16 protein-coding genes are annotated in these 21,274 nt (G+C 43.0%); 3 read left to right on the top strand and 13 right to left on the bottom strand.

Going from position 1 to position 21,274, the window contains the following annotated elements:
* Positions 1–32: 32 nt before the first annotated feature.
* The 3 genes from BM176_RS04685 (at position 33) to BM176_RS04695 (ending at position 4,102) form a co-directional block, all read left to right on the top strand.
* Positions 33–1,397, top strand: a complete 1,365-nt coding sequence (locus BM176_RS04685; RefSeq protein ID WP_177230297.1) for a 3-keto-disaccharide hydrolase — start codon at positions 33–35, stop codon at positions 1,395–1,397.
* Positions 1,398–1,733: 336 nt separating this feature from the next.
* Positions 1,734–3,503, top strand: a complete 1,770-nt coding sequence (locus BM176_RS04690) for a DUF885 domain-containing protein (RefSeq protein WP_090100044.1) — start codon at positions 1,734–1,736, stop codon at positions 3,501–3,503.
* A gap of 248 nt (positions 3,504–3,751) precedes the next feature.
* On the top strand, positions 3,752–4,102 hold the full coding sequence (locus BM176_RS04695; RefSeq protein WP_090100046.1) for an MmcQ/YjbR family DNA-binding protein: 351 nt from the start codon (positions 3,752–3,754) through the stop codon (positions 4,100–4,102).
* Positions 4,103–4,176: 74 nt separating this feature from the next.
* Here BM176_RS04695 and BM176_RS04700 read toward each other — a convergent pair whose 3' ends face one another.
* The 13 genes from BM176_RS04700 to prfH form a co-directional block, all read right to left on the bottom strand.
* Complete coding sequence (locus BM176_RS04700; protein WP_090100048.1) at positions 4,177–4,971, bottom strand: sulfite exporter TauE/SafE family protein; 795 nt, start codon at positions 4,969–4,971, stop codon at positions 4,177–4,179.
* A gap of 346 nt (positions 4,972–5,317) precedes the next feature.
* On the bottom strand, positions 5,318–6,688 hold the full coding sequence (locus BM176_RS04705) for an alkaline phosphatase family protein (RefSeq protein ID WP_090100050.1): 1,371 nt from the start codon (positions 6,686–6,688) through the stop codon (positions 5,318–5,320).
* A 47-nt stretch (positions 6,689–6,735) separates the two neighbouring features.
* Complete coding sequence (eboE, locus tag BM176_RS04710) at positions 6,736–7,947, bottom strand: metabolite traffic protein EboE (protein ID WP_090100052.1); 1,212 nt, start codon at positions 7,945–7,947, stop codon at positions 6,736–6,738.
* Complete coding sequence (locus tag BM176_RS04715) at positions 7,934–9,097, bottom strand: 3-dehydroquinate synthase (RefSeq protein ID WP_090100053.1); 1,164 nt, start codon at positions 9,095–9,097, stop codon at positions 7,934–7,936. Before BM176_RS04715 ends, eboE begins: the two co-directional genes overlap by 14 nt.
* A gap of 102 nt (positions 9,098–9,199) precedes the next feature.
* A complete protein-coding gene (eboC, locus tag BM176_RS04720) occupies positions 9,200–10,102 on the bottom strand; it encodes a UbiA-like protein EboC (RefSeq protein WP_218162146.1) in 903 nt (300 codons plus the stop codon).
* A 105-nt stretch (positions 10,103–10,207) separates the two neighbouring features.
* Complete coding sequence (locus tag BM176_RS04725; RefSeq protein WP_090100057.1) at positions 10,208–11,194, bottom strand: TatD family hydrolase; 987 nt, start codon at positions 11,192–11,194, stop codon at positions 10,208–10,210.
* Positions 11,195–11,278: 84 nt separating this feature from the next.
* Positions 11,279–12,169 (bottom strand): EboA domain-containing protein, encoded by an 891-nt coding sequence (locus BM176_RS04730; RefSeq protein ID WP_090101646.1) that lies wholly within the window; start codon positions 12,167–12,169, stop codon positions 11,279–11,281.
* A 365-nt stretch (positions 12,170–12,534) separates the two neighbouring features.
* Entirely contained in the window at positions 12,535–14,013 is a 1,479-nt protein-coding gene (locus tag BM176_RS04735) for an FG-GAP repeat domain-containing protein (protein ID WP_218162147.1), read from the bottom strand.
* 70 nt (positions 14,014–14,083) lie between these two features.
* Positions 14,084–14,263 (bottom strand): hypothetical protein, encoded by a 180-nt coding sequence (locus BM176_RS32100; RefSeq protein WP_143097708.1) that lies wholly within the window; start codon positions 14,261–14,263, stop codon positions 14,084–14,086.
* Positions 14,253–14,834 (bottom strand): zeta toxin family protein, encoded by a 582-nt coding sequence (locus BM176_RS04740; protein WP_090100061.1) that lies wholly within the window; start codon positions 14,832–14,834, stop codon positions 14,253–14,255. Before BM176_RS04740 ends, BM176_RS32100 begins: the two co-directional genes overlap by 11 nt.
* A gap of 84 nt (positions 14,835–14,918) precedes the next feature.
* Complete coding sequence (locus BM176_RS04745) at positions 14,919–16,715, bottom strand: RagB/SusD family nutrient uptake outer membrane protein (RefSeq protein ID WP_090100063.1); 1,797 nt, start codon at positions 16,713–16,715, stop codon at positions 14,919–14,921.
* A gap of 30 nt (positions 16,716–16,745) precedes the next feature.
* Positions 16,746–20,000, bottom strand: a complete 3,255-nt coding sequence (locus tag BM176_RS04750; RefSeq protein WP_090100065.1) for a SusC/RagA family TonB-linked outer membrane protein — start codon at positions 19,998–20,000, stop codon at positions 16,746–16,748.
* A 657-nt stretch (positions 20,001–20,657) separates the two neighbouring features.
* On the bottom strand, positions 20,658–21,272 hold the full coding sequence (gene prfH / locus BM176_RS04755) for a peptide chain release factor H (protein ID WP_090100066.1): 615 nt from the start codon (positions 21,270–21,272) through the stop codon (positions 20,658–20,660).
* Positions 21,273–21,274 lie beyond the last annotated feature (2 nt).

The following is a 21,274-nucleotide window of genomic DNA, read 5'->3' on the forward strand; positions in this document are numbered from 1 at the left end:
ATATTTTTAGAAAATACATTAGATCTATTGTTATGAAAAACACGTTATTATGCGGTGTCATGCTCATCAGCAGCCTGACAATGGCACAAAGTAAAAAAGCTCAATGGCAACCACTTTTTAATGGTAAAAACCTTGATGGGTGGAAAGAAGTGAATGGGACAGCACTCTATGAGGCAAAAAACAATGAAATAATAGGGACGTCTGTACCTCAGAGCCCGAATTCTTTCCTTGCTACAACAAAGGATTATGGTGATTTTATCCTGGAACTGGAACTGAAACTGGATGCTGCAATGAACTATGGTATACAGTTCCGCAGTGAGAGTAAACCGGACTATAACAACGGCCGTGTGCATGGTTATCAGATGGAAGTAGATCCCAGCGACCGTGCCTGGAGTGGTGGTATTTACGATGAGGCTCGCCGTGGCTGGTTATATCCACTGGAATTAAATCCGGCAGCTAAACCTGCTTTTAAAAAGAGCGACTGGAATAAATACCGTATAGAATGCAGGGGCTCAGAAATACGCACCTGGGTAAACGGAGTGCCGGCGGCTCACCTGATTGATGATCTGACATTGAAAGGGTTTATTGCCCTGCAGGTACACCAGATTTACAAACCGGAAGATAAGGGTAAGACGATTCACTGGCGTAATATCCGGATCCTTGAAAATCCGGCACCGGAGCAATATTCACCTTACGATAAGATCTATGTTGTAAATGATATTCCCAACGATGTATCTACCCAGGAAAAGAACAACGGCTTCCAACTGCTGTGGGATGGGAAAACAACCACCGGATGGAGACGTGTGAATCAAGATAAGTTCCCGGACAAAGGATGGGGCATCGAAAACGGGGAACTCACTATTCACCAGTCAAACGGGGATGAAATGGGTTCCGGTGGAGACATTGTTACAACTAAAGAATATGGGGCTTTTGAGCTGGAATTCGATTTCAAACTGACTGAAGGCGCTAACAGTGGTGTTAAATACTTCGTAAAGGAAGATTATGATACCAAAGGTAAATCAGCCATCGGACTGGAATACCAGGTATTGGATGATGAACGCCATCCGGATGCCAAACTGGGTCGCGATGGAGACAGGACACTGTCATCTGTATACGATCTTATTACCCGGAAAGATAATAAGATGGCTATCAAGAAGATAGGAGAATGGAATAAAGGGCGGATTATTGTATATCCCAATAATCATGTAGAACATTGGCTCAATGGATTCAAAATGGTGGAATACGAAAGAGGGTCAAAAGAATTTAATGACCTGGTGGCTATTAGTAAATACAAAAATTGGAATAACTTTGGACTTTGGCCAGAAGGACACATTCTACTTCAAGACCATGGGAATACTGTATCATTCCGTAGCATAAAGATTAAAAATTTAAAATAGGTTAACAGTTTAACTTTATAGAATAAATTAACTTAGAGCCTTTAAAATGATGGCTCCTAACGGACCGTCAGATAATAATTCCAACAGGGAGTTATTATCACACACCATGTTATAACAATACAACAGACTCCGTTATGAGTAGGAAAACGAGCCATGGCGGCTAGTTCACTATGCCGGGAGTTAATCATTTGTACATGTTATAGCACTTAAAAAGTTTTCATTGTTCACTGTTCTATATAAAACATTCCGATTCTTCGGAGTGTTTTTTTTATTTTCAACTGTTGTTACACCTGTTAATAACATCTTAATTTATCAACAAAATCACCTTAACCAAACATGAGCTTTCCAAAGAACCGTCTTTTTCTGCTGGCTATCGCTTTGTTCGCTGCCGCCTGTACCCGTACAGGTAAGCAGACTGGTAATAGTACGGACTCCTTACATCACCTTGTTCAGCATTATTATGATGAAAAAATGCTCCTGTTCCCGCTGGATGCTACTATGAATGGGGAACATCAATATGATGGGCTATTGCAGATCGATATCAGCGAGCATTTCCGTGAAAGGCTTGATAGCTTTTATTCCCGCTACCAGGAATCTTTACAGGGGGTAGATACAGCTTCTCTGGCGCCGAATGACCTTATCAGCTATTCCATGCTGTTACGGGAGGTATCTATTGGCAAAGAAGGTCTCCAATTTCCGGATCACCTGATGCCCATTCAACAGTTCTGGGGACTTACACTTACCCTGCCCCAACTGGGTTCCGGGACCAGTGCACAGCCCTTCAAGAACAAAGAAGATTATGAAAAATTCATGCACCGCATGAAAACCTTTGCAGAATGGACAGATACTGCCATCGTAAATATGCGTAAAGGAATGGCTACCGGCTATGTACTCCCGCGGGCACTGGCGGTAAAAGTCATCCCCCAACTGGCAGACCTGTCTAAAAAGGACACCGGGAACATTTTCTATGCTCCTCTTAAAACATTGCCCGCAGAGCTGGACAGTAACGCACGTGTGCAACTCAAGGATGCATATACGGCTACCATTGAACAATATGTATTGCCATCATACACCAAACTACACAAGTTCTTCCTGGAAGAATACCTGCCTAAAGCACGTAATAGTAGTGGATATGACAGCCTCCCTCATGGAAAGGAGTGGTACGCATACCTGATCAGATCATGGACTACCACCCACCTCACTCCGGATGAGATCTTTGCCATTGGCGAAAAAGAAGTGGCCCGCATAAGAGAAGAAATGGAAACCGTGAAAGCAAGCACCGGTTTTAAAGGTGACTTGCCCGCTTTCTTCAAGTTCCTGCGCACAGATAAACAATTCAAAATATTCTCTACCCCTGGTCAGGTACTGGACTCCTTCCGGGCCATAAAGGATAAAATTATGCCGGCTGTAAAACAGCTCTATGGCCACCTGCCCAAAACTGGATTTGAGGTACGGCAAACGGAAGCCTTCAGGGCTGCTTCTGCCAGTGCAGAATATCTACAGGGCAGCGCAGATGGTACCCGCCCCGGCGTTTTCTATGTACCTATTCTCAATCCAAAGGAATTTGGATATACCGGTATGGAATGCCTGTTTCTACATGAGGCTATTCCGGGACACCACTTCCAGATTTCTATTCAGCAGGAAAACGATTCTTTGCCTAAATTTCGCCGCTTCTGCTGGATAGGAGCCTATGGCGAAGGGTATGCACTATATTGTGAAAGTCTGGGTAAGGAGCTGGGCTTATACACTAATCCTTATATGTACTTCGGACGGCTGGGCGACGAGATCCATCGTGCTATCCGGCTGGTAGTTGATGTAGCTATGCACAATAAAGGCTGGACCCGCGAACAGGCTATCAAATATATGATGGACAATGAGCCGGTAAGCGAGCAGGAAGCTACTGCAGAGATAGAACGTTATATGGCAATACCTGGTCAGGCGCTTTCTTATAAATTAGGAGAGATGAAAATCAGGGAATTACGCAATAAATATTCCCAACAACTGGGAAGTAAATTCAACATTAAGGACTTCCATGATGAACTACTGGGTGATGGCTGTGTACCGTTAGATGTACTCGAAGAAAAAATGGCAAGAAGATTTAAATAAGAAACCTGATTAAAGGGTCCATAGAAATGCAACGTTCGCTTGCTTTTCTATGGACCCTTTTTCTTTGCCTGTTTAACAATTAATACACATGCTTTTTGCTAAAAGATACTTAAATTTATAGTGGAGATAAATATTCAGGGAACTCTAAGGGTTAAGTTGCCATATAGTTAATCTTAGCCATACGTATATTGATGCTTTTATATATTCCACCAAGCAACTAATTTGTTCACTTTTAAGCTGCCAGTATTATGTTTGACATGACCCTTAATTACTGCCTCTCTTTTCCTGCGGTGACAAAAGAGGAAAAGTGGGACGATGAACTCCGGTTCTTTGTAGGAGAGAAATTATTCTGCATGGTGTCCAAAACACATCCACATCAGGTATCTATTAAATGCCGGCTGGAAGATTTCCACCGTCTTATTTCCCATCCGGGCATTGTTCCTGCTCCTTATCTGGCCCGCTACCACTGGATCCAGATCAAACAACTGGATACATTGCCTCTGATCGAATTACAATCATTACTTCAACATGCATATGACCTGGTAGTAAGCACATTGCCACCGGAAGAACAGGCGCAAATATTAAAAGCACGGGTGTGATCCTGAATTTCACACAACACAAGAAACTGTAACTCATAACGCCAGGCAGCGTGTAGTTATCTTATGCCTATTGATTACCCCCAAACAGTATAGATAATATCATAGATTCCAAATAGTACCAACGTACAGGCAAAAATCTTTTCCAATAACGGTGATTTCATTTTAATGGCAGTCTTGGCCCCAAGGTAAGAAGATGGGATAGCTGTTAATGACAATAACAACGCTATATTCCAATCGATATGCCCTAACCACCAATGGATCAATGCACCGGGTACAGATAATAAGGCAGATAATACGATGGAGCAGGCGAGCGCTTGCTTGATGGGCATTTTAAGCCTTTTGATAAAGAATGAACTGAACAACACCCCTCCTGCATTTGCCAGCAATCCTGACAAAAGCCCGATACCCAGCGCAGCACCTATAATCAGGCGATTATCAAATACAGTATTACAAACAGCCAGCGCTTCAGACTCCTGCCTGTTTTTTTTCAGAAAAGAAAACAGCAAAGTGCCTCCAATAGAAACAATGAAGACTGCTGTTAGAATCATCAGCGTTTTGCCAGGCAGATAACGGCTCAGATAAGCACCGGCAACAGTTGCCGGGACGCCAAACAAGGCGCCCATGATTATCACGCGCCTGTCGAATAACTTTTCACGGCTATATACAGTGGTAGCAGATATTGTACTGGTAATAGCTGCCGGCAGTGGTGATGCCAGAGCAAAGAATGGATTTACTCCGGCAAAAATCTGCAGAGCAGGTGTACTAACAGCACTTCCTCCTTTACCCAGGAGACCGGACAGGTATCCTACTATCAGGCCAATAAACAAAATGGCCATGTAATTGGTGTTCTCTAATAATAATGCGGTCATAATAGACTATAGCAGCAAGTACTCCGGGTGCGGCGGGTATTTGTATGGTTGGTGAAAATTGGTTGCAGACTGTCAGGTATTGCCGGCAACGGGAATTACGTGAATTACAGGTGTCCTGCTTTTTTACATCGATGTTTATAAAAGGACAATTCAAAAGTACAGAGATCACACTGGGTCAACAAATAAACAGGATATAACAAACGATCACTTAAAGTTATGCTGGATAACCTAAGGTTATAGATTGGCCAGGCCTGGGTAAAACCTTCCTATAGCCTATAAAGCCTACTAAATCTACTAAATCTATGTTTTGGATACTCCGAAGGATTTTTGAGTTAAAAAGATAAATCTATACTTTCGTCAGTGCATTCCATATCACACGGTATACATCAGTTGCCTTCACCTGTGGAGTAACCTGTACCGTGCTGGTGATCAATACAGGATGATATGCTGAGTTTTCGGTCATACGTCCGTGTGAGCCTTTGATAAGGGTAGCATCCAGTGGTATCACATTCATCAGATAACGGAAGCCCAGTTTTTTCTTTAGCAGCTTAAAGCCAGCCTTCATTTTTATCAACGGATCTGCGGGGTTCATGAACATTTCCACAGGATCATAACCTGGCTTGCGGTGAATATCCACCAGCCGTGCAAAGTCGGGCGCTTTGGCATCATCCAGCCAGTAATAGTAAGTAAACCAGCTGTCTGCATCTGCTACCAGGATCAGTTCCCCACTACGGGAATGATGCATATTATGCTGGCGTTTGCCTTCCCGGTCAAGGACCAGTTGCACACCAGGCGTATTCTCTGCAATGCTGCGCACTTTCTTATAACTGGCAGGATCGTTCACATATACATGTGCTATCTGATGATCTGCTACTACAAATGCTTTGGATGCACCTGCATCCAGCAATTCTAATCCTCTCTCCTCACGGATCTGGATCAATCCTTCCTGCTTGAAAATGCGGTTTAGGTGAATAGGGTGGTTTACATTGGTAATACCATATTCTGATAAAATGATCACTTCACATCCTTTCTGCTCATAGAAGTCTACCAACTGCTTGCACACATTATCTATTTCGCCCAGTTCCTTACTAATGCGGGTCAGATCCTGACCAAACTTTTGCAGGCAGTAATCCAGGTGTGGCAGGTATATGAGTGATAAAGTAGGATCATACAAATTATCGGTGATGATGGACGCATCTGCAATCCATTGTGTAGAACGGATATTTGCACCGGGTCCCCAGAACTGGAACAGCGGGAAGGTGCCCAATTCTTTCTGCAGATGGTCCCTCAGGGATGATGGGTGTGCATAGCAGTCCGGCATTTTACGTCCGTCTGATAAATAGTCTGGTCTTGGAGTAACGGAGTAATCGGCAGTAGAATACATGTTATACCACCAGAACATTTTTGAGCAGGTAAAAGAGGGGTCTAATTTACGGGCCTTATCCCATATTTTAGAACCTTCTACCAGTTTATTAGATTGCTTCCAGAATTTCACTTCACAGTCGGCCCTGTCATACCAGCCATTGCCTACAATTCCATGTTCTGAAGGCCATTCCCCTGTAACATAAGTACTTTGTACAGCGGTGGTGACAGCGGGCACCATGGGAGTAATAGTGGCCAGGTGATTCCGTTTTACATACTGTTGTAAAAAAGGTGTATGCATTCCTATTAGAGAGGACGAAAGTCCTACTACATCAATTACAACTGTTTTTTTCATTTTAGCGATGTGGTTAAAAAACTGTGATCAAAGCTATCATTCCCTCCTCAATATTCCAACTGCTGTAATACCCATCCCAATTCCCGTGAAACGGACTGGCTCATAGGTAGTTTAAGATCTGCTGGTAATACATCCCAGGTATATGTTTCTATTTCCAGATGCCTGGTAAAAGGTTCTTTTACCTGCAACTGTAATACTTCCCGGATGTCTGTTTGTGTAGATGATAACAATCCGTAATGATCTATAAACACAGGAACATGAAAGTGAGAGCGCCATTCTTTCACTGTAATATTATCTGCATCTGATATGGCTTCCGGCAAATCAGGATAATGCAGGTAACCGGTAGTTGTACGTGCTATTACCTGGTGTAAATACGTAGGTTCATTAAATGTGCGGAAGGAGTTGATGACAGCCTCCCTATCTATAGTGCTTTCAGGCAATATTGCTTTTAAAGCAGCACTGATCTGTAGTTTACCAATGCGAAGTCCGTATTGGCGCATCGTTTCCAGCACAGCAGCAGGTGATTCATATACCAGTGCAAAATGACAAACATCATAACACAGCTGGATATGCACTTTCACTTTTTCTGCCGCCTCTTCATCCGTAAAGCCGAATTTATCTTTCAGCATAGGGATAGCGGCAGGTAGCAGGTAATCAAAGAACCAGCGGATATATTCCTGTGAGTTTTCCAGCATTCCATCTGGTTCCGGTTCAATATCCAGGTGCATGAAAGGACCTCCGCTCCGGTGAATACTTACCAGTTGCTGTACCACTTGTAACATATTCAGGGTGGCATTTTCCATGACGGCTTCTTTTTCCGTTTCACAACGTACATGCCACAACTTATAAGAAAGTGGTGCGGTAGAGATTCCTCCTTCCATGCCTTCCGGCAGCAGTGCTGCCAGCAAACGAAACAAACGCATGGTATAGTCCACTCTTTCTGTGGTAGTCCAGTCGGGGGTATGTACCTGGTCTTTCACCCTTGTATGATGAAAGCCTCCGTATGGGAACCCGTTCATGGTAAATACATAACAATTCTGCTCCTGCAGCCATGCTTTGAAAGCATTTAATGCAGGTTCCTTACTGAGTTCAAGACTGGCGGTATTTGATAACCGCAGTCCTATGCCAAAAGGTTTATCTGGTGATATACTGGCTTTTATAGCCGGTATATGCTGTTGCAGTTGTTGAAAGTGCGCTGCCCAGTTTTCACCAGGGTGTATGTTAGTGCAATAGGTAAGATGACTTTCAGCTATTTGCATATCTGTTCTTTAGTTTTTCTACGGCCTGATTTAACAGGACGTGATCCATTTCATGTACTTCTGCACCCTGACCGATGGCTTTCAGCAGGCAGATAGTTAGTCGCCCACCCAGGTGTTCCCGAAACTCCTGTAATCCTTTGACCACGGGAGAAGGCATCCCATCCTGCATTTCCAGCAGCGGATGATACACCGGCAGTTGTAACTGTTCCAGCACATCTACAATCCGGTTCGCGGATGCCTCATCCAGCATACCTAACAACGAAGCGTATACGCTGTCAAGAGCCATGCCAATCGAAACGGCTTCTCCATGTCGCAGAGCAAATCCCGTGAGCTGTTCCAGTTTATGTGCACTCCAGTGTCCGAAATCCAGCGGGCGGGAGGAACCACTTTCAAATGGATCACCTGCGCCACCAATATGTGCCATATGCAAAGCAGCACAACGGTATACCAGTTCCTCCATCGCAGGCAGATCTCCGGCGGCGAGCGCGAAGGCATTTACCTCGAGCCATTCGAAGAAAGCTGCGTCTTTGATCAGCGCTACTTTTATTGCTTCTGCAATACCTGCACGCCAATCCAGCGGATCCAGCGTAGTCAGGAAATGGGAGTCATTGAATACAGCTGCAGGAGGAGCGAATGTGCCGAGAAAATTCTTTTTCCCTTTGTAGTTGATCCCGTTTTTCACACCTACTCCTGAATCATTCTGTGATAATACGGTAGTGGGTATACGTATATGCCGTACTCCCCTGTGAGACACTGCTGCAGCAAATCCTACCAGATCTAAGACAGCACCACCCCCTATTGCCAACACAAAAGAATGCCGGTCGATTGCATATTTATCAATGGCATCTACTAACTGATAAAAAAGCGGTTCATCATTTTTAACTGCCTCACCTCCTGGAATAACCATCACTGGTGCTGCCAGCTGATAACCTTCTATAGCGGCACAATATAAATCTATCTGTTCGGCAAGCGAAGAGTGTTTGCTGATCACTCCATTATCTACTATTACGAGTAACTTTTTTTTATACCCCGGAGATGCCTGAGCTAATAAAAAATCCTTCAGATGAGGATTGGAAAGATCAAAAAGATGTTGTGTGAAAAATACTCCGTAAGTGAAATTCACACTGAATGATTGTTGAATTTGTGGCATGACTAATGATTCTTCTAACCTGGAAAATTGAACCTGTAACTCCTAAAATACTAAATTATCAATATAAATATGGGTCCTATAAATGCAGCGTTACAACATTCTTTATGTAACAGCAAAAACTTTGGCCAGCAATAAAGATACAGGAAGCAGTATTAATACCAGCATAGCATGCGGCAGAGAGGAAAAAGCTGCCACCCAGGCGGCATTCATAACAATTAATGCTATGATCCCTCCTTTTACGGCTTTGCCGATATTAGGCCCTGAAGGCTCCTTTATAGCTGCAAACAGCGGGTAATTAATCATAAATGCGAATAACAGAATAAAGGGAGTGGCTTCCCATATATGACCATTTATAATAGCCAGAACCAGCATTGTACAATATACCAGGGCATAACATACTGCTGCAAAACGCAAAGTCCGTTTATTTCCTCCATGTACCTCTCCTCTGCTAATGACAGTGACTGCGGCAATGTATAAAATGGGTATCAGCCCCATCCACCAGTAACAGGTTAATGCGGGCACTACAATACTGATGCCCATTAACAGGTTCAGTCCGCGGCACAATCCCATGTTCACTGGTCCCCATGACAAATGTTTCCCCCATTTATTATATACCAGGGCTGAAACGGTAATGCCCAGCGCCAGGTAACCTGTGATACGGCCTACGGTAAATGCTGCCAGTACTCCTACCAGCAGAAGGTAACTACCCAGTACAATTGCCTGTGTGCTGGAAATAAGTCCGCTGGGGATAGGCCGTTCCGGACGTTCTTCTTTATCCAGCCGTGCATCCATCACATCATTTAATACTACCCCACCACCATAAAGACCTATTGTAGCCAGACAAAGGCACATAACAGGCAACAGGTGATCAAGGTAATTTACGACTGCCAGCCCCAGGAAACCGGAAATGGCAATTCCAGCCAATATATCTGCAACAGCAGTCACGATATTGGCAGGCCGCATTAAACGTATGTATCCTAACAATTTGCTAATAATATAATTCACCTGGCATACGGGTTTTTCATGAACAACTCAGACAATGCACAATGAAGCCAGTTGCGATAGCACCACGCGCAATTTACAAGATCCTAAGTTGTAAGTTAATTGCTGTTATCTGATGATATTAGATAGATTGTTTCGTCTTGGTTGCTGACCACCTCTCAGCACAGTACTTCCGTTGAACTTCAAACTTTGATCTATTTCTTTATCTCCTTCAAAATCTGTTTCGTTAATCTGACCACTTTGTGCGAAGGCAGATATAGCATTGCGGAAAGTTACCAAATGAATATCATTCAAGTCAATACCACTTTCGTGCATGAGGGCTGCTGTTTTGGGTACTGCCAGGGGGTCACTGATACCCCAGTCTGCTGCAGAATTAATCATAATACGTTCACTCCCATACTGCTTTACAATTTCTACCATTCGCTCATTTCCCATTTTGGTAAATGGATAAATGGTAAATGCGGCCCAGAAACCGCGGTCCAGTACTTCTTGTACAGTTTCTTCATTGTTATGGTCTACGATCACCATACGCGGATCAATTCCATGTTCTACGGCAATGTCCATACTCCGTTGGGTTCCTTTCTTTTTATCACGATGTGGAGTATGAATCTGGACGGGTAAACCTGCTTCCTTAGCGAGTTCCAGCTGTGCACGATAATATTTTTCTTCAGCCGGTGTTTGATCATCAAAGCCAATTTCACCAATCCCCACAACGCCTTCTTTGTATATAAAAAGTGGCAATAATTCCATTACGGCAGCTGCAAGTTTTTCATTATTAGCTTCTTTCGAATTAAGCCCGATGGTGCAGTAGTGCTGAATCCCGAACTGAGAGGCCCGGAAGCGTTCCCAGCCTATGAGGCTGTTAAAGTAATCACGGAATGTATCTGCACCTGTACGAGGCTGTCCCAGCCAGAAAGAGGGCTCTATAATGGCCTTGATACCGGCATCTGCCATAGCCTGGTAGTCGTCGGTAGTACGTGATGTCATATGTATATGCGGATCAAAAAAACGCATTCCTTTTATACGTTCCAGGAAAGCTGGATTAACGGTAAGTGGCTGTAAATTCTTTTCTGTTAGTTCATGACTACAACACATGTCGATTACAATTTGGTTGAAACCTGTTTTACAAACTTTGCGACTGCAAGTTTAAATTATATACATTGAAGGTGTGATACACGTTTATGCTATACGCCGGGCAATGGTGTCCCATGTTAACCGACCACCAGTAATCTCCTGCTTTAATGCGGGTGACCCTGACAGCAATTCCTGCGCGGGTTTAAAAGTGGTGGCTGCACATGCCAGCGCAGCGGCCTCTTTCTCTGTATCATTACCGGAATTCCATACGTTTATTATATCACGAAAAAAGACCTCATCAATAAAAGGGCCTATCAGCCGCCAAAGCAGAGGGTTTACCGGCCTACCGGCCGCCCAGCGCTCATGCGCATAATCATGGAGTACCATTGCCAACCGTGGATTAGCACGCTCATCGAGACCTGATATGAGGTGTACCGGTTTGTCTGTAAAAATAGCTTTCATCACCAGCTGATTCCAGGCAGCCTCATCCAACCAGGAAGCAGGATAAGGATTATTCAGCATAATGGCGTCCTGCACAGATCCGATATTGGAGCGAATTCCTTCTGCAGTACGCAGCTTCCATTCCTCCGGCCATGCCAGTAATGGCAATGCGCTGTATAATGCTACCAGTTCATTCATATCAGCAGCATTAAATAAACTCTCTATGGCTTGTATATATTGTTCCCTGTCATTAGCTGACAACTGTAACAGCCACCATATGCGGGCAAGTTTGTCTAACGCATAACCTTGTATGAAAAATCCGGGCATAAGAGCCAGTGCCGTAAGGTCTGATGCAGAGAGCTGTATAACATTTTTACCCGTGAACCGTGGTATTGCGGTGAATGTAAGGTTGAAACGCTGCAATGCTCCTGTCTCCTCCAGTTTATCTTTTTGCTGTTGCAACCACTGCTGTATCTGGCTGCTACTATTCCTTTCAATTATCGAGTATAGCAATGCATCCATCCTGGTCCTGTCATAGTGATATAGTTCATTCATTCGTCTGGTTAATATTTCCGGTGCTAAAGTTAGCAGAATATGATAAAAAATAAGTGAAACTGTTACAGAAGGCATTTAAAATAAAAGAGAGGCACAATGTGCCCCTCCTTCCGCCATTCTAAAACCTGATTAGTTCAATCAGGAGTATTATTAGAAGACAATATCCCCTTCCGGGTATATTGCTCTGAGTTTCATTAAATAACCAGGAAAAACAGTAGCTATTTGGGTTAAACGCCGGATAGTAGCATCGATTTTGCCTGTAGTTCTACTGCAATATAGGAATTTATTTGTTACAACTATAATCGTTCATGTTAAATCCGTTTAGCGAACAATACTATTTTTAAAAAGAGTATGATATTTCCTGCCTATTTTTTACTATTATCCAGCAGAATAATGGGTTGATTGATATTCCAATCCGGCCTGACACCATCCTGGATAATAAAGCCGCGGGAATAATTGCCCAGTACAATATCAAGGTCACCATCCTGATCATAGTCTCCGGCATCCATACAAATCCACCTTCCCTGTTCCACCAGTTGTGGTACAGCATGAGGTAAAAATTGCAGGCCACCGGTTTGCTCGAAATAAATGAACTTTTCTGCGGGTCGGTGTTGCAGATCTGCGAAAAAGGCAATAGATCCAATATCCAGATCTCCATCGCCGTCAAAATCTGCGGCTATTGCTTTGGTACAGCCATTTACAGGATAAAAATAGGCTTGTTCATAGGTAAAGTCTCCTTTGTTGAGATACACATATACTCCATGATAAGGCTTCAGTATCATAGAATAATCAGCATTGTCTCCTGCTGTATACAGGATGTCTGGCTTGCCATCCTTATTCCAGTCTACCACCTGAAAACTGGTAGATCCATATACTGGCGGGAAACGCAGCAGGTTCTTTGATTTAAAACCCCCTTTATGATCATTCAGGAACAACCAGATCCCTTCGTCAGCATAAGCAAACAGTGTCATGATATCAGGCCAGCCATCACTGTTAAAATCCCCGGTAATGGCATGTATAGCACCAGCGACTTCCCATACAGTGCGTTTTTCATATTCACCATCCGGCTTTTGTTGTAAAAGGTATAGCCCACCGTAATTATGACCAAAACCACATACCACATAGTCCATTCTCCCGTCTTTATTAAAATCGGCGGCCACACTTTGCACCGGACGCGGTAATCCTAATCCGATTGTTTGTACCTGCTCATTTGCCGGAGCATCCGGAATCACTTTCCATAATGTTCCCTTTGGTGCATCTACAGCACGCAGATTACCAATACAGGTCAGTAAAGCGGTATCCTTCCCCTGCCACGACAAATCTACACCAGCTGATTCCAGCTTCATTACAAGGGATGGTTGTAACTGCCGGTTCCATACCTGCAGGGATGCTTTTTCGTCTGAAGAAGAATAAATCCTTCCGTTATTTACAGATACCAAAGTGGTTGTGGCGACTTGTGCAGTATCCTTCCATACAGGCTTCTTTATGCTGAACAAGTTCCCATCTTCCTTCAGGGGCACCGGAACTTTTGCAGGGAGTAAGCTATCGGGAGCAAGGGCCTTATAATAAGCGACTATTTCCATCCATTCTTCAAAACTGACAAGACCAGCCTTTTTTATGGTAGCAGGATAATACTCATCGTCATGCCATACACCAATGCCCAGTTTTGGGGCCATAGCGGGTAATACATGTTTAGTCCAGGTTACTTTGTCCAGTAATGTTGGTGATACTGGTAAATGGCAGCTGCCGCAATATTTTGTAGCTAAAGCTTTGCCCTTTTCGTGTGGCTCCGGCGGATTGCAGGCAATAAGTAGTAATAAGATAAAAGCGGATAGTGATTTCAAAATATAGCAATTAGGAATGCATAATTGGAATCTTAGATTATGGGAGGTTAACAAACTTAATAATATGGTATTAGTCCAGCCTGTGCAACAGATCTTTAGCCGGCACCCTATGGGGCTTCCCATCTTTGCCTTTTATAACCAGCTCTTCATTATTAGCGGCACTGGTTTCAACAAGTTTCTTGCGGGCTTTTTTTATCCCCACTAAGATTCTTTCGAATAATTCGTCGGTATATATTTTTTTATCTTCCATTATGCTCACTTTGTCTTAAAATCGTTCCCCAAATATCGTTATTAATTATCATTTCGTCAAAGTCCTCCTTTTTCCGGGCAATTACCTGTACTTCGTCCCTATTATCTACCACATACCAGTTATCACAAACAGGAATGTATAAATTTATCAGATTGTGAATACCTCTGTAATATCTGCGAATAATTACATCAGAGGGAATATTATGCCCTCCTTGTTCAACTCTTTCAGCCACCCGTTCAATTGCAAACTCCGGAGAGTCCAACCAGAAATAAAGTAATGTTACAGTATATCCCAATCCCTGTGCCTTCTTCACAAACGATACATAACTTCTGGTAGACAAAGTTGTTTCAAATGCGAAGTCAGCTCCTTCTACCAGTAAATGATCAATTCGTTGCAACATGATCCTTCCTGCTTCAAATGCCACACTTTCAGGATTGAAAGGAGAGAGTCCTGCTGCAATGCCATCTGCATTCACAAATTCTTTACAGTCGAGCACCTCCGGCAATACAGTATAACTGGCAGTTGTTTTTCCTGCGCCATTACAACCCGCTATGATATACAAATTCGGCATAGTATAAATATAACGAGGAATGACGAATTACAAATGAAAACTCATTCGCAATCCGTCATCCGGTATTCATCACTCACCAAAATTTTAGTACCCTTTGTTCTGGTCCAGCGTTTTAACACCATTCTTAAAGCTCAGATCTATCTGGCGTTGTGGAATGGGATAGTGTTCATTACGATCTACAACAAATTTAGCACCTGCAAGATCAGTTGTAATCTTGGACTCGTAAGTGTAGAAACTCGTCAGTACGGTAGAGGCAATACCCCAGCGTACGATATCGAAAAACCGTTGGCCTTCCATCGCGAGTTCCAGTTTACGCTCATGATAAATTGCTTTTAATGCATAAGCTTTACCCCCTCCGGTGAAAGCACCTGCAGGATACGGATTAACCACATAATTCGCTGCCGGAGTGGTAGAGAAGCCTGCCATCGGAGTAGCATCATTAATATATTTATACACTTTCGTAGCAGGATTTCCTGCCCGGATTCTCACCTGATTCACATACCCTTGTGCAACATCAAGATTGCCCAGTTCGGCTTCTGTTTCCGCAGCCATCAGCAATACATCTGCATAACGGATCAATACAACATTAATAGCAGAACCGGGAGCCCATGAGTTAGCATCCTTGTATTTATCCTGATTAAACTGCCAGTATACATTCTTCTTGGGACCATAAGGACCGGCATAAGTCTGATCACGAATCCATGTCTGACCCGGATGATTACCCCAGTCCAGATAAGGAATACCACGACGACCAACCGTCCAGTCAAGACGTGGATCTATAGGGTCTGTATCAGGAGTGAAAGGATCTGTAGATAATAATTTCATATCGCTTTTAACAGCATGATCATTAAAATCATCCAGATAAGGTAAACCGGCAGCATCTGTGCGGTAAGAATTTACCAGGTCCTGAGTAGGCTGATAAAAACCGCAACAGCCAAAAGGACTGTTATACGGGAAGTTCAACATCTCTCCCTGGTTACTTCCTGCTATCTGTCCTGTTCCATTATTGGCTGACATCTGGATAGCAAATACAGATTCTGAATTATTCTTCTTATCTGAATCGAAGTTATCCTCAAAGCGGGCTGTTAATGCATACTTTACGCCTAATGGAGTTTTACCTGATGTTATAATAACATCAAACAATAGCTTAGCCGCTGCATACTTTTTCTCATACACATATGCTTTAGCCAGATAAGACATTCCTGCCCATTTATTCGCACGGCCAACCTGGGATTGTAATTCAGCCAGACTATCTGTTGCAAACTGAAAATCCGCTTCAATCTTTGGCCAGATATCAACGTTGTTGGGTTGCTTATAATCAACTATCATTGTTTCATCTACCCAGGGCACTTTGTCAAACATCTTTTTGAGTTCGAAATAAAAGTGTCCGCGCAGAAAACGTGCTTCTGCTTTTACCTGGGACTTCTCTGCAGCAGTCATACCAGTAGCATTCGGCAATAATGCAAGCAAGTTATTAGCACGTACAATGCCATCAAATAATACCTTCCATTTGGTATTAAAGAACCCGTTGCTTGGATCAAACTGTCCTGTAGCAATCTGGCTTACAGGTGGCTGATCACTCGCATCACTACCTTTATGTGCATCACCACCGGCAACACTACCATAGATCCAGTTAGTTGGCGTAGCTTCCCATGGGTTTCCACCACCGATAGCTGTCTGAGCCGGCGCCTGACCATCCAGTGCAGCATATACACCTATCAGCAAAGCCGCGATACCATCTTTACTGGAAACATCTCCGGCGGTTAATGTACCCAGAGGAGCGCGCTCCAGGAAACTCTTACTACATGCATCCAGTAACAAACCTGCGGCTACTACTGAGATGATGAAAATATATTTTGATTTTATCAGATTCCGTTTCATCTTAAAATGTTTTAAACATAACCGTTTACGTTAAAAAGCAACATTTACACCTACCAGGAACTGGCGCTGATTAGGATATCCCCCTTCGTCCAGACCAAAATTGGTAGTACCACCTGAAATCTCAGGATCTATACCAGTATATTTTGTGATCGTAAATAAATTGGCTGCCTGTACATATACGCGGAATTTTTCAATACCAGCACGTTTTAAAGCGGCAGGTGCAATGGTGTACCCCAGCACCATATTCTTTGCTCTCAGGTAAGAACCATTTTCCACGAGGAATGAATTAGGAACTCCGTTAGTACTGAACGTACCGGCGTTTTCCTGTATAGGAGCTTTTGCATTCATATGATCTGGTCTCCAGGAATCATACAATGCTGTTTTGCTTTTTGCACCTGCGAAAGAAGGATAAAAATCTGTCCACCAGCGAACCTGGTTCCAGATATCATTACCCTGTACACCATAGAAGAATACAGTAAAGTCAAAGTTTTTGTAGTCCAATTCAAGGTTCAGTCCATAACTGAAATCCGGGTTAGGACTACCTAAGAAAGTACGGTCAGCTTCTGTGATAATACCATCCTTATTCGTGTCTGCATAACGGAAACGACCAACCCCTAATGCTGTCTGGTAAACAGCATTCGGATTATTCGTTGCTTTCTGCGCCTGTTCATTTAATGTTGCAATTTCCTGTGGTGTATTAAAGAAGCCATCTACCTTGTAACCAAAGAAGCTGGAAATAGGCTGGCCAACTGCATTACGGATAATGAAGCTACCGTTAAAGCGACGGGATTCCAGATCAAAGTATGGAGCATCATAAGAGATGCTTTCGATCGTATTCTTATAGGTAGTGAAAGTAGCATTCGCTTTTAATACCAGATCTTTCGTAAGATTAATACCTGTAGCCGTAATAGAGAGATCAATACCATGATTCTTCATTTCTGCAATATTCACAGTAGGAGGATCTGTTCTGCCCGCAGTAGCAGATATTTCTGGTTTATATAACAAATCCTTTACTCTCTTTTGATAGTAATCTGCACTTACTTCCAGTTTTCCTTTGAATAAAGTTGCATCAATACCAATGTTGGAGTTGATGTTACTTTCCCATTTAGCATTCGGGTTGCCGATATGTGTTTGAAGGAATCCAGTCATAATGCTGTTGGAAGTACCCGCAATATCATAGAAAGAAGAACCCTTATTCAAACCGTACTGGGTGAAAGCATTAGATGCTTCAACATTCAGCTGATTACCCATGATGCCATAACCACCTCTGATCTTCAGATCAGAGAGCCAGGAAATGCCTTTCATGAAGTTTTCCTGGGAAATACGCCAACCGGCACTCACTGCCGGGAATACACCGTAGCGATAATTAGAACTGAACTTACTGGAACCATCACGACGAACTACTGCACCTAACAGGTAACGGTCATGGAAACTATAATCCAGTCGTCCAAACACAGAAAACAATCCATCAGAATAATTACCACTGCCGCTGGTCACGGTACCGGTACCGGTAGACAGATTTGTGAAGTTAGGATCGAAGATAAAATAACCCTGTGTGGTACCGGTGAGTGTACGTCCCCTGTTATCATATGCTTCCGTACCTGCTACTACTTTAATATCATGGAGGTTGTTAAAGTTCTGATGATAGGATAAAGTATTTGTCCACGTATAATTCCAGCCATGGCTTGCACCTTCTGTAAAGGAATTTACTTTATCATTCTCTACGTTTTCATATTCCGGATAGGTAAAAGAATTTACGGATGCTGCAAATATTTCACCACCAAAACTGGTACGGAAAGTTAAATGTTTCAGGAAGTCTACTTCTCCGTAAACATTACCAAATAAACGATTTCCCAATCCTTTATTATTACGTATGCGATCCTGTATAGCAACAGGGTTTTCTGCATTACCCAACTGCGCACCATTGGTACTGAAAGAACCCGCATAATTACCTTTAATATCACGTACAGGAATAATAGGCTGTTCACGAAATGCCATACCAATAGCACTCCCTTCATCCAGATCTGTGATCTGCGGATTATCAATCACGGAGAACTCCAGGTTTTCCCCGATACGTACATGCTTACTTACATTGAAACGGCTGTTAGAGCGGATAGAATAACGCTTCAGATAAGTATTCTGTAAAGTACCCTGCTGATTATAATAATAGAATGACAGATAGTAATTACCCTGGTCTGAACCACCACTTACAGAAACGTTATGACTGGTAATAGATGCCGGTTTAAATATTTCATGGAACCAGTCTGTTCCCCCTTTATTAGCTCTGGTAATGCGATAGAATTTATCAAGATCCGATGGATTCTTGTAATTCGGATCTACAAAATACAGATCAGGATTGGTGCCGGGATCTCCTTCATGAAGTCCGCCAGGTGCAATATAATCAGGCAATACAGGACTTGTTCCTGTACCATATAATCCATCGTTATACACAACGTTCGGATCTGTATTTTTTAACGCCATCCATTTCAGATTGGCGGTTTCCTGTGGATTCAGGAGATTCCATACATTCCCGCCTTTAGGACGCTGCGTACCATAATAACCATCATAGGTAACTCTTGCTCTTCCCTTACCTACTTTACCACCTTTGGTAGTGACGATGATCACACCATTCGCGGCTCTTGCACCATAAATAGAAGCAGAACCCGCATCTTTCAATACCTGCATCGTTTCTACATCATAGGGGTTCAGATCCACGATGTTCTGGGTAGGTACTCCATCTATTACATATAGTGGTGTGTTATTACCAAAAGTATTTACACCACGGATGCGTACCTGTGGCTCTTCACCTGGTTGTCCCGAACCTAATACCGTAATACCGGATACCTGCCCCTGTAGCTGGTTACTTACTTGTGCAGTGGGTTGCCTGTTGATCTGAGCTACATTTACAACAGATACTGCACCTGTCAGATCTTTTTTACGTTGTGTAGCATACCCTGTTACTACTACTTCATCCAGGGAACCTACTTTTTCACTCAATACAATAGATAACTGGGATCCATCTCCCAGTGGTACTTCCTGTTGTGCATAACCAACAAATGAGAATATCAGTATCTCCCCCTTTTTTGCTTCAATACTAAACACTCCTGTTGGAGCGGTGGCTGTTCCCCTGTTAGAGCCTTTTACTGCTACAGTAACCCCGGGCAGGGGGTTCCCTGTTTTTTCGTCCGTGACTTTGCCCGTAAACTTTGTTTGGGCTAATGCGCTGCCAGCAATAAGTAACAACAGCCAGCACCACGCAACCGTGCGGTAGACGTGTTTGTTCATAACGTGAATCGTTTTTTTATGGTTAATAAATGGCCTATTCCTGGCCCGTTTCTACCTGGCGGTAAATACGGGCACAGCAAAAAGTACCGGGTTAAATCCTGATCTGGTCTTAACTGGCTCTAAAGTACAGTTCCTCTCTGTTGACTAATTAATAATGCAGTTGCACCACAATATCAATGCATTACATACATCCGGGCTACTCTATAAAATTGGAATTCTTTCTACACACAGCTTAGATTTCATACGTGTTAACACTAAAGATTTAGGTTCATGGAATTTAGATTTCGGTTTTCTTATGGGCTAAAAATTCAAGTGTTAACTGGCAGCCAAGATAATACATTCGTTTAATTAATACAAGTACAGGGATAATATTTTATCACAATTGGATGGAAAGATATCATCAGAAGGATTTTGTCGTACCTAAAAGAGCCCATATTACACTTCTAAGTTCTTATGTTTGAAAAAAAAATATGACTTCGGATGAAATGTTATTTTAATCACCAAGCCTCTGAAATACAGGCTCTTTGAATCGGAGCTATGCTGCCATTTAAGCAACTCATTTGTTTTTGGCACATCTCCTTTTATAAAACAAATCACAAGCCTCCTGACGAAAGCCTGTGATTTGTTAGTGAGATTGATTTAATAACAAACTCTCTCTTACAAACGTTCTGTAATGGTTTTCACGGCCTTGCCTCTCTCCAGCTCATTATGTTCCTGCCATTGGTTTTGCTGTTGCTGTACCAGCTTCTCCATCTGCCAGGCCATAAATTTCGCTTCCAGCCTTTCCATGCAAAGTTTCTTATTCTGGAGTTGCGAACGACTGTCCATTGCCAGCACCTGAATACCGGAAGGAATATGAATCCCTCTTACTGCAGTTTCTACTTTGTTTACATTTTGTCCACCCGGACCCGAAGCCCTGCAGGTTTCAAATTTCACATCTCCTGCACGCCACTGTAATTGTTCCTTTACATCAAAAACTGCGACTCCGACAAACCAGTTTTTACGCTTATGAAACTTCCGGTAAGGACTTTGTGCAATCCACTGTACAGTACCTTCCCATTCTTTCACAAAGGGTGCCAGTCCTTCTCCGGCAGCCAGTAATGTGGCAGATAATAATGTACCATTCAAATCTCCTTTTTTACTTTCCAGTACGGATATTGTGATGCCTGCACTTTTTGCATCTTTCAACATTATTTCAGCTACCCGTGCTACTACTCTGCAACATTCTACCGGACCTCTTCCGGATGTTATCTGTATGATTACTTTGTCCATGA

The sequence above is a fragment of the Chitinophaga sp. CF118 genome (assembly GCF_900112615.1).
Taxonomy (GTDB): Bacteria; Bacteroidota; Bacteroidia; order Chitinophagales; family Chitinophagaceae; genus Chitinophaga.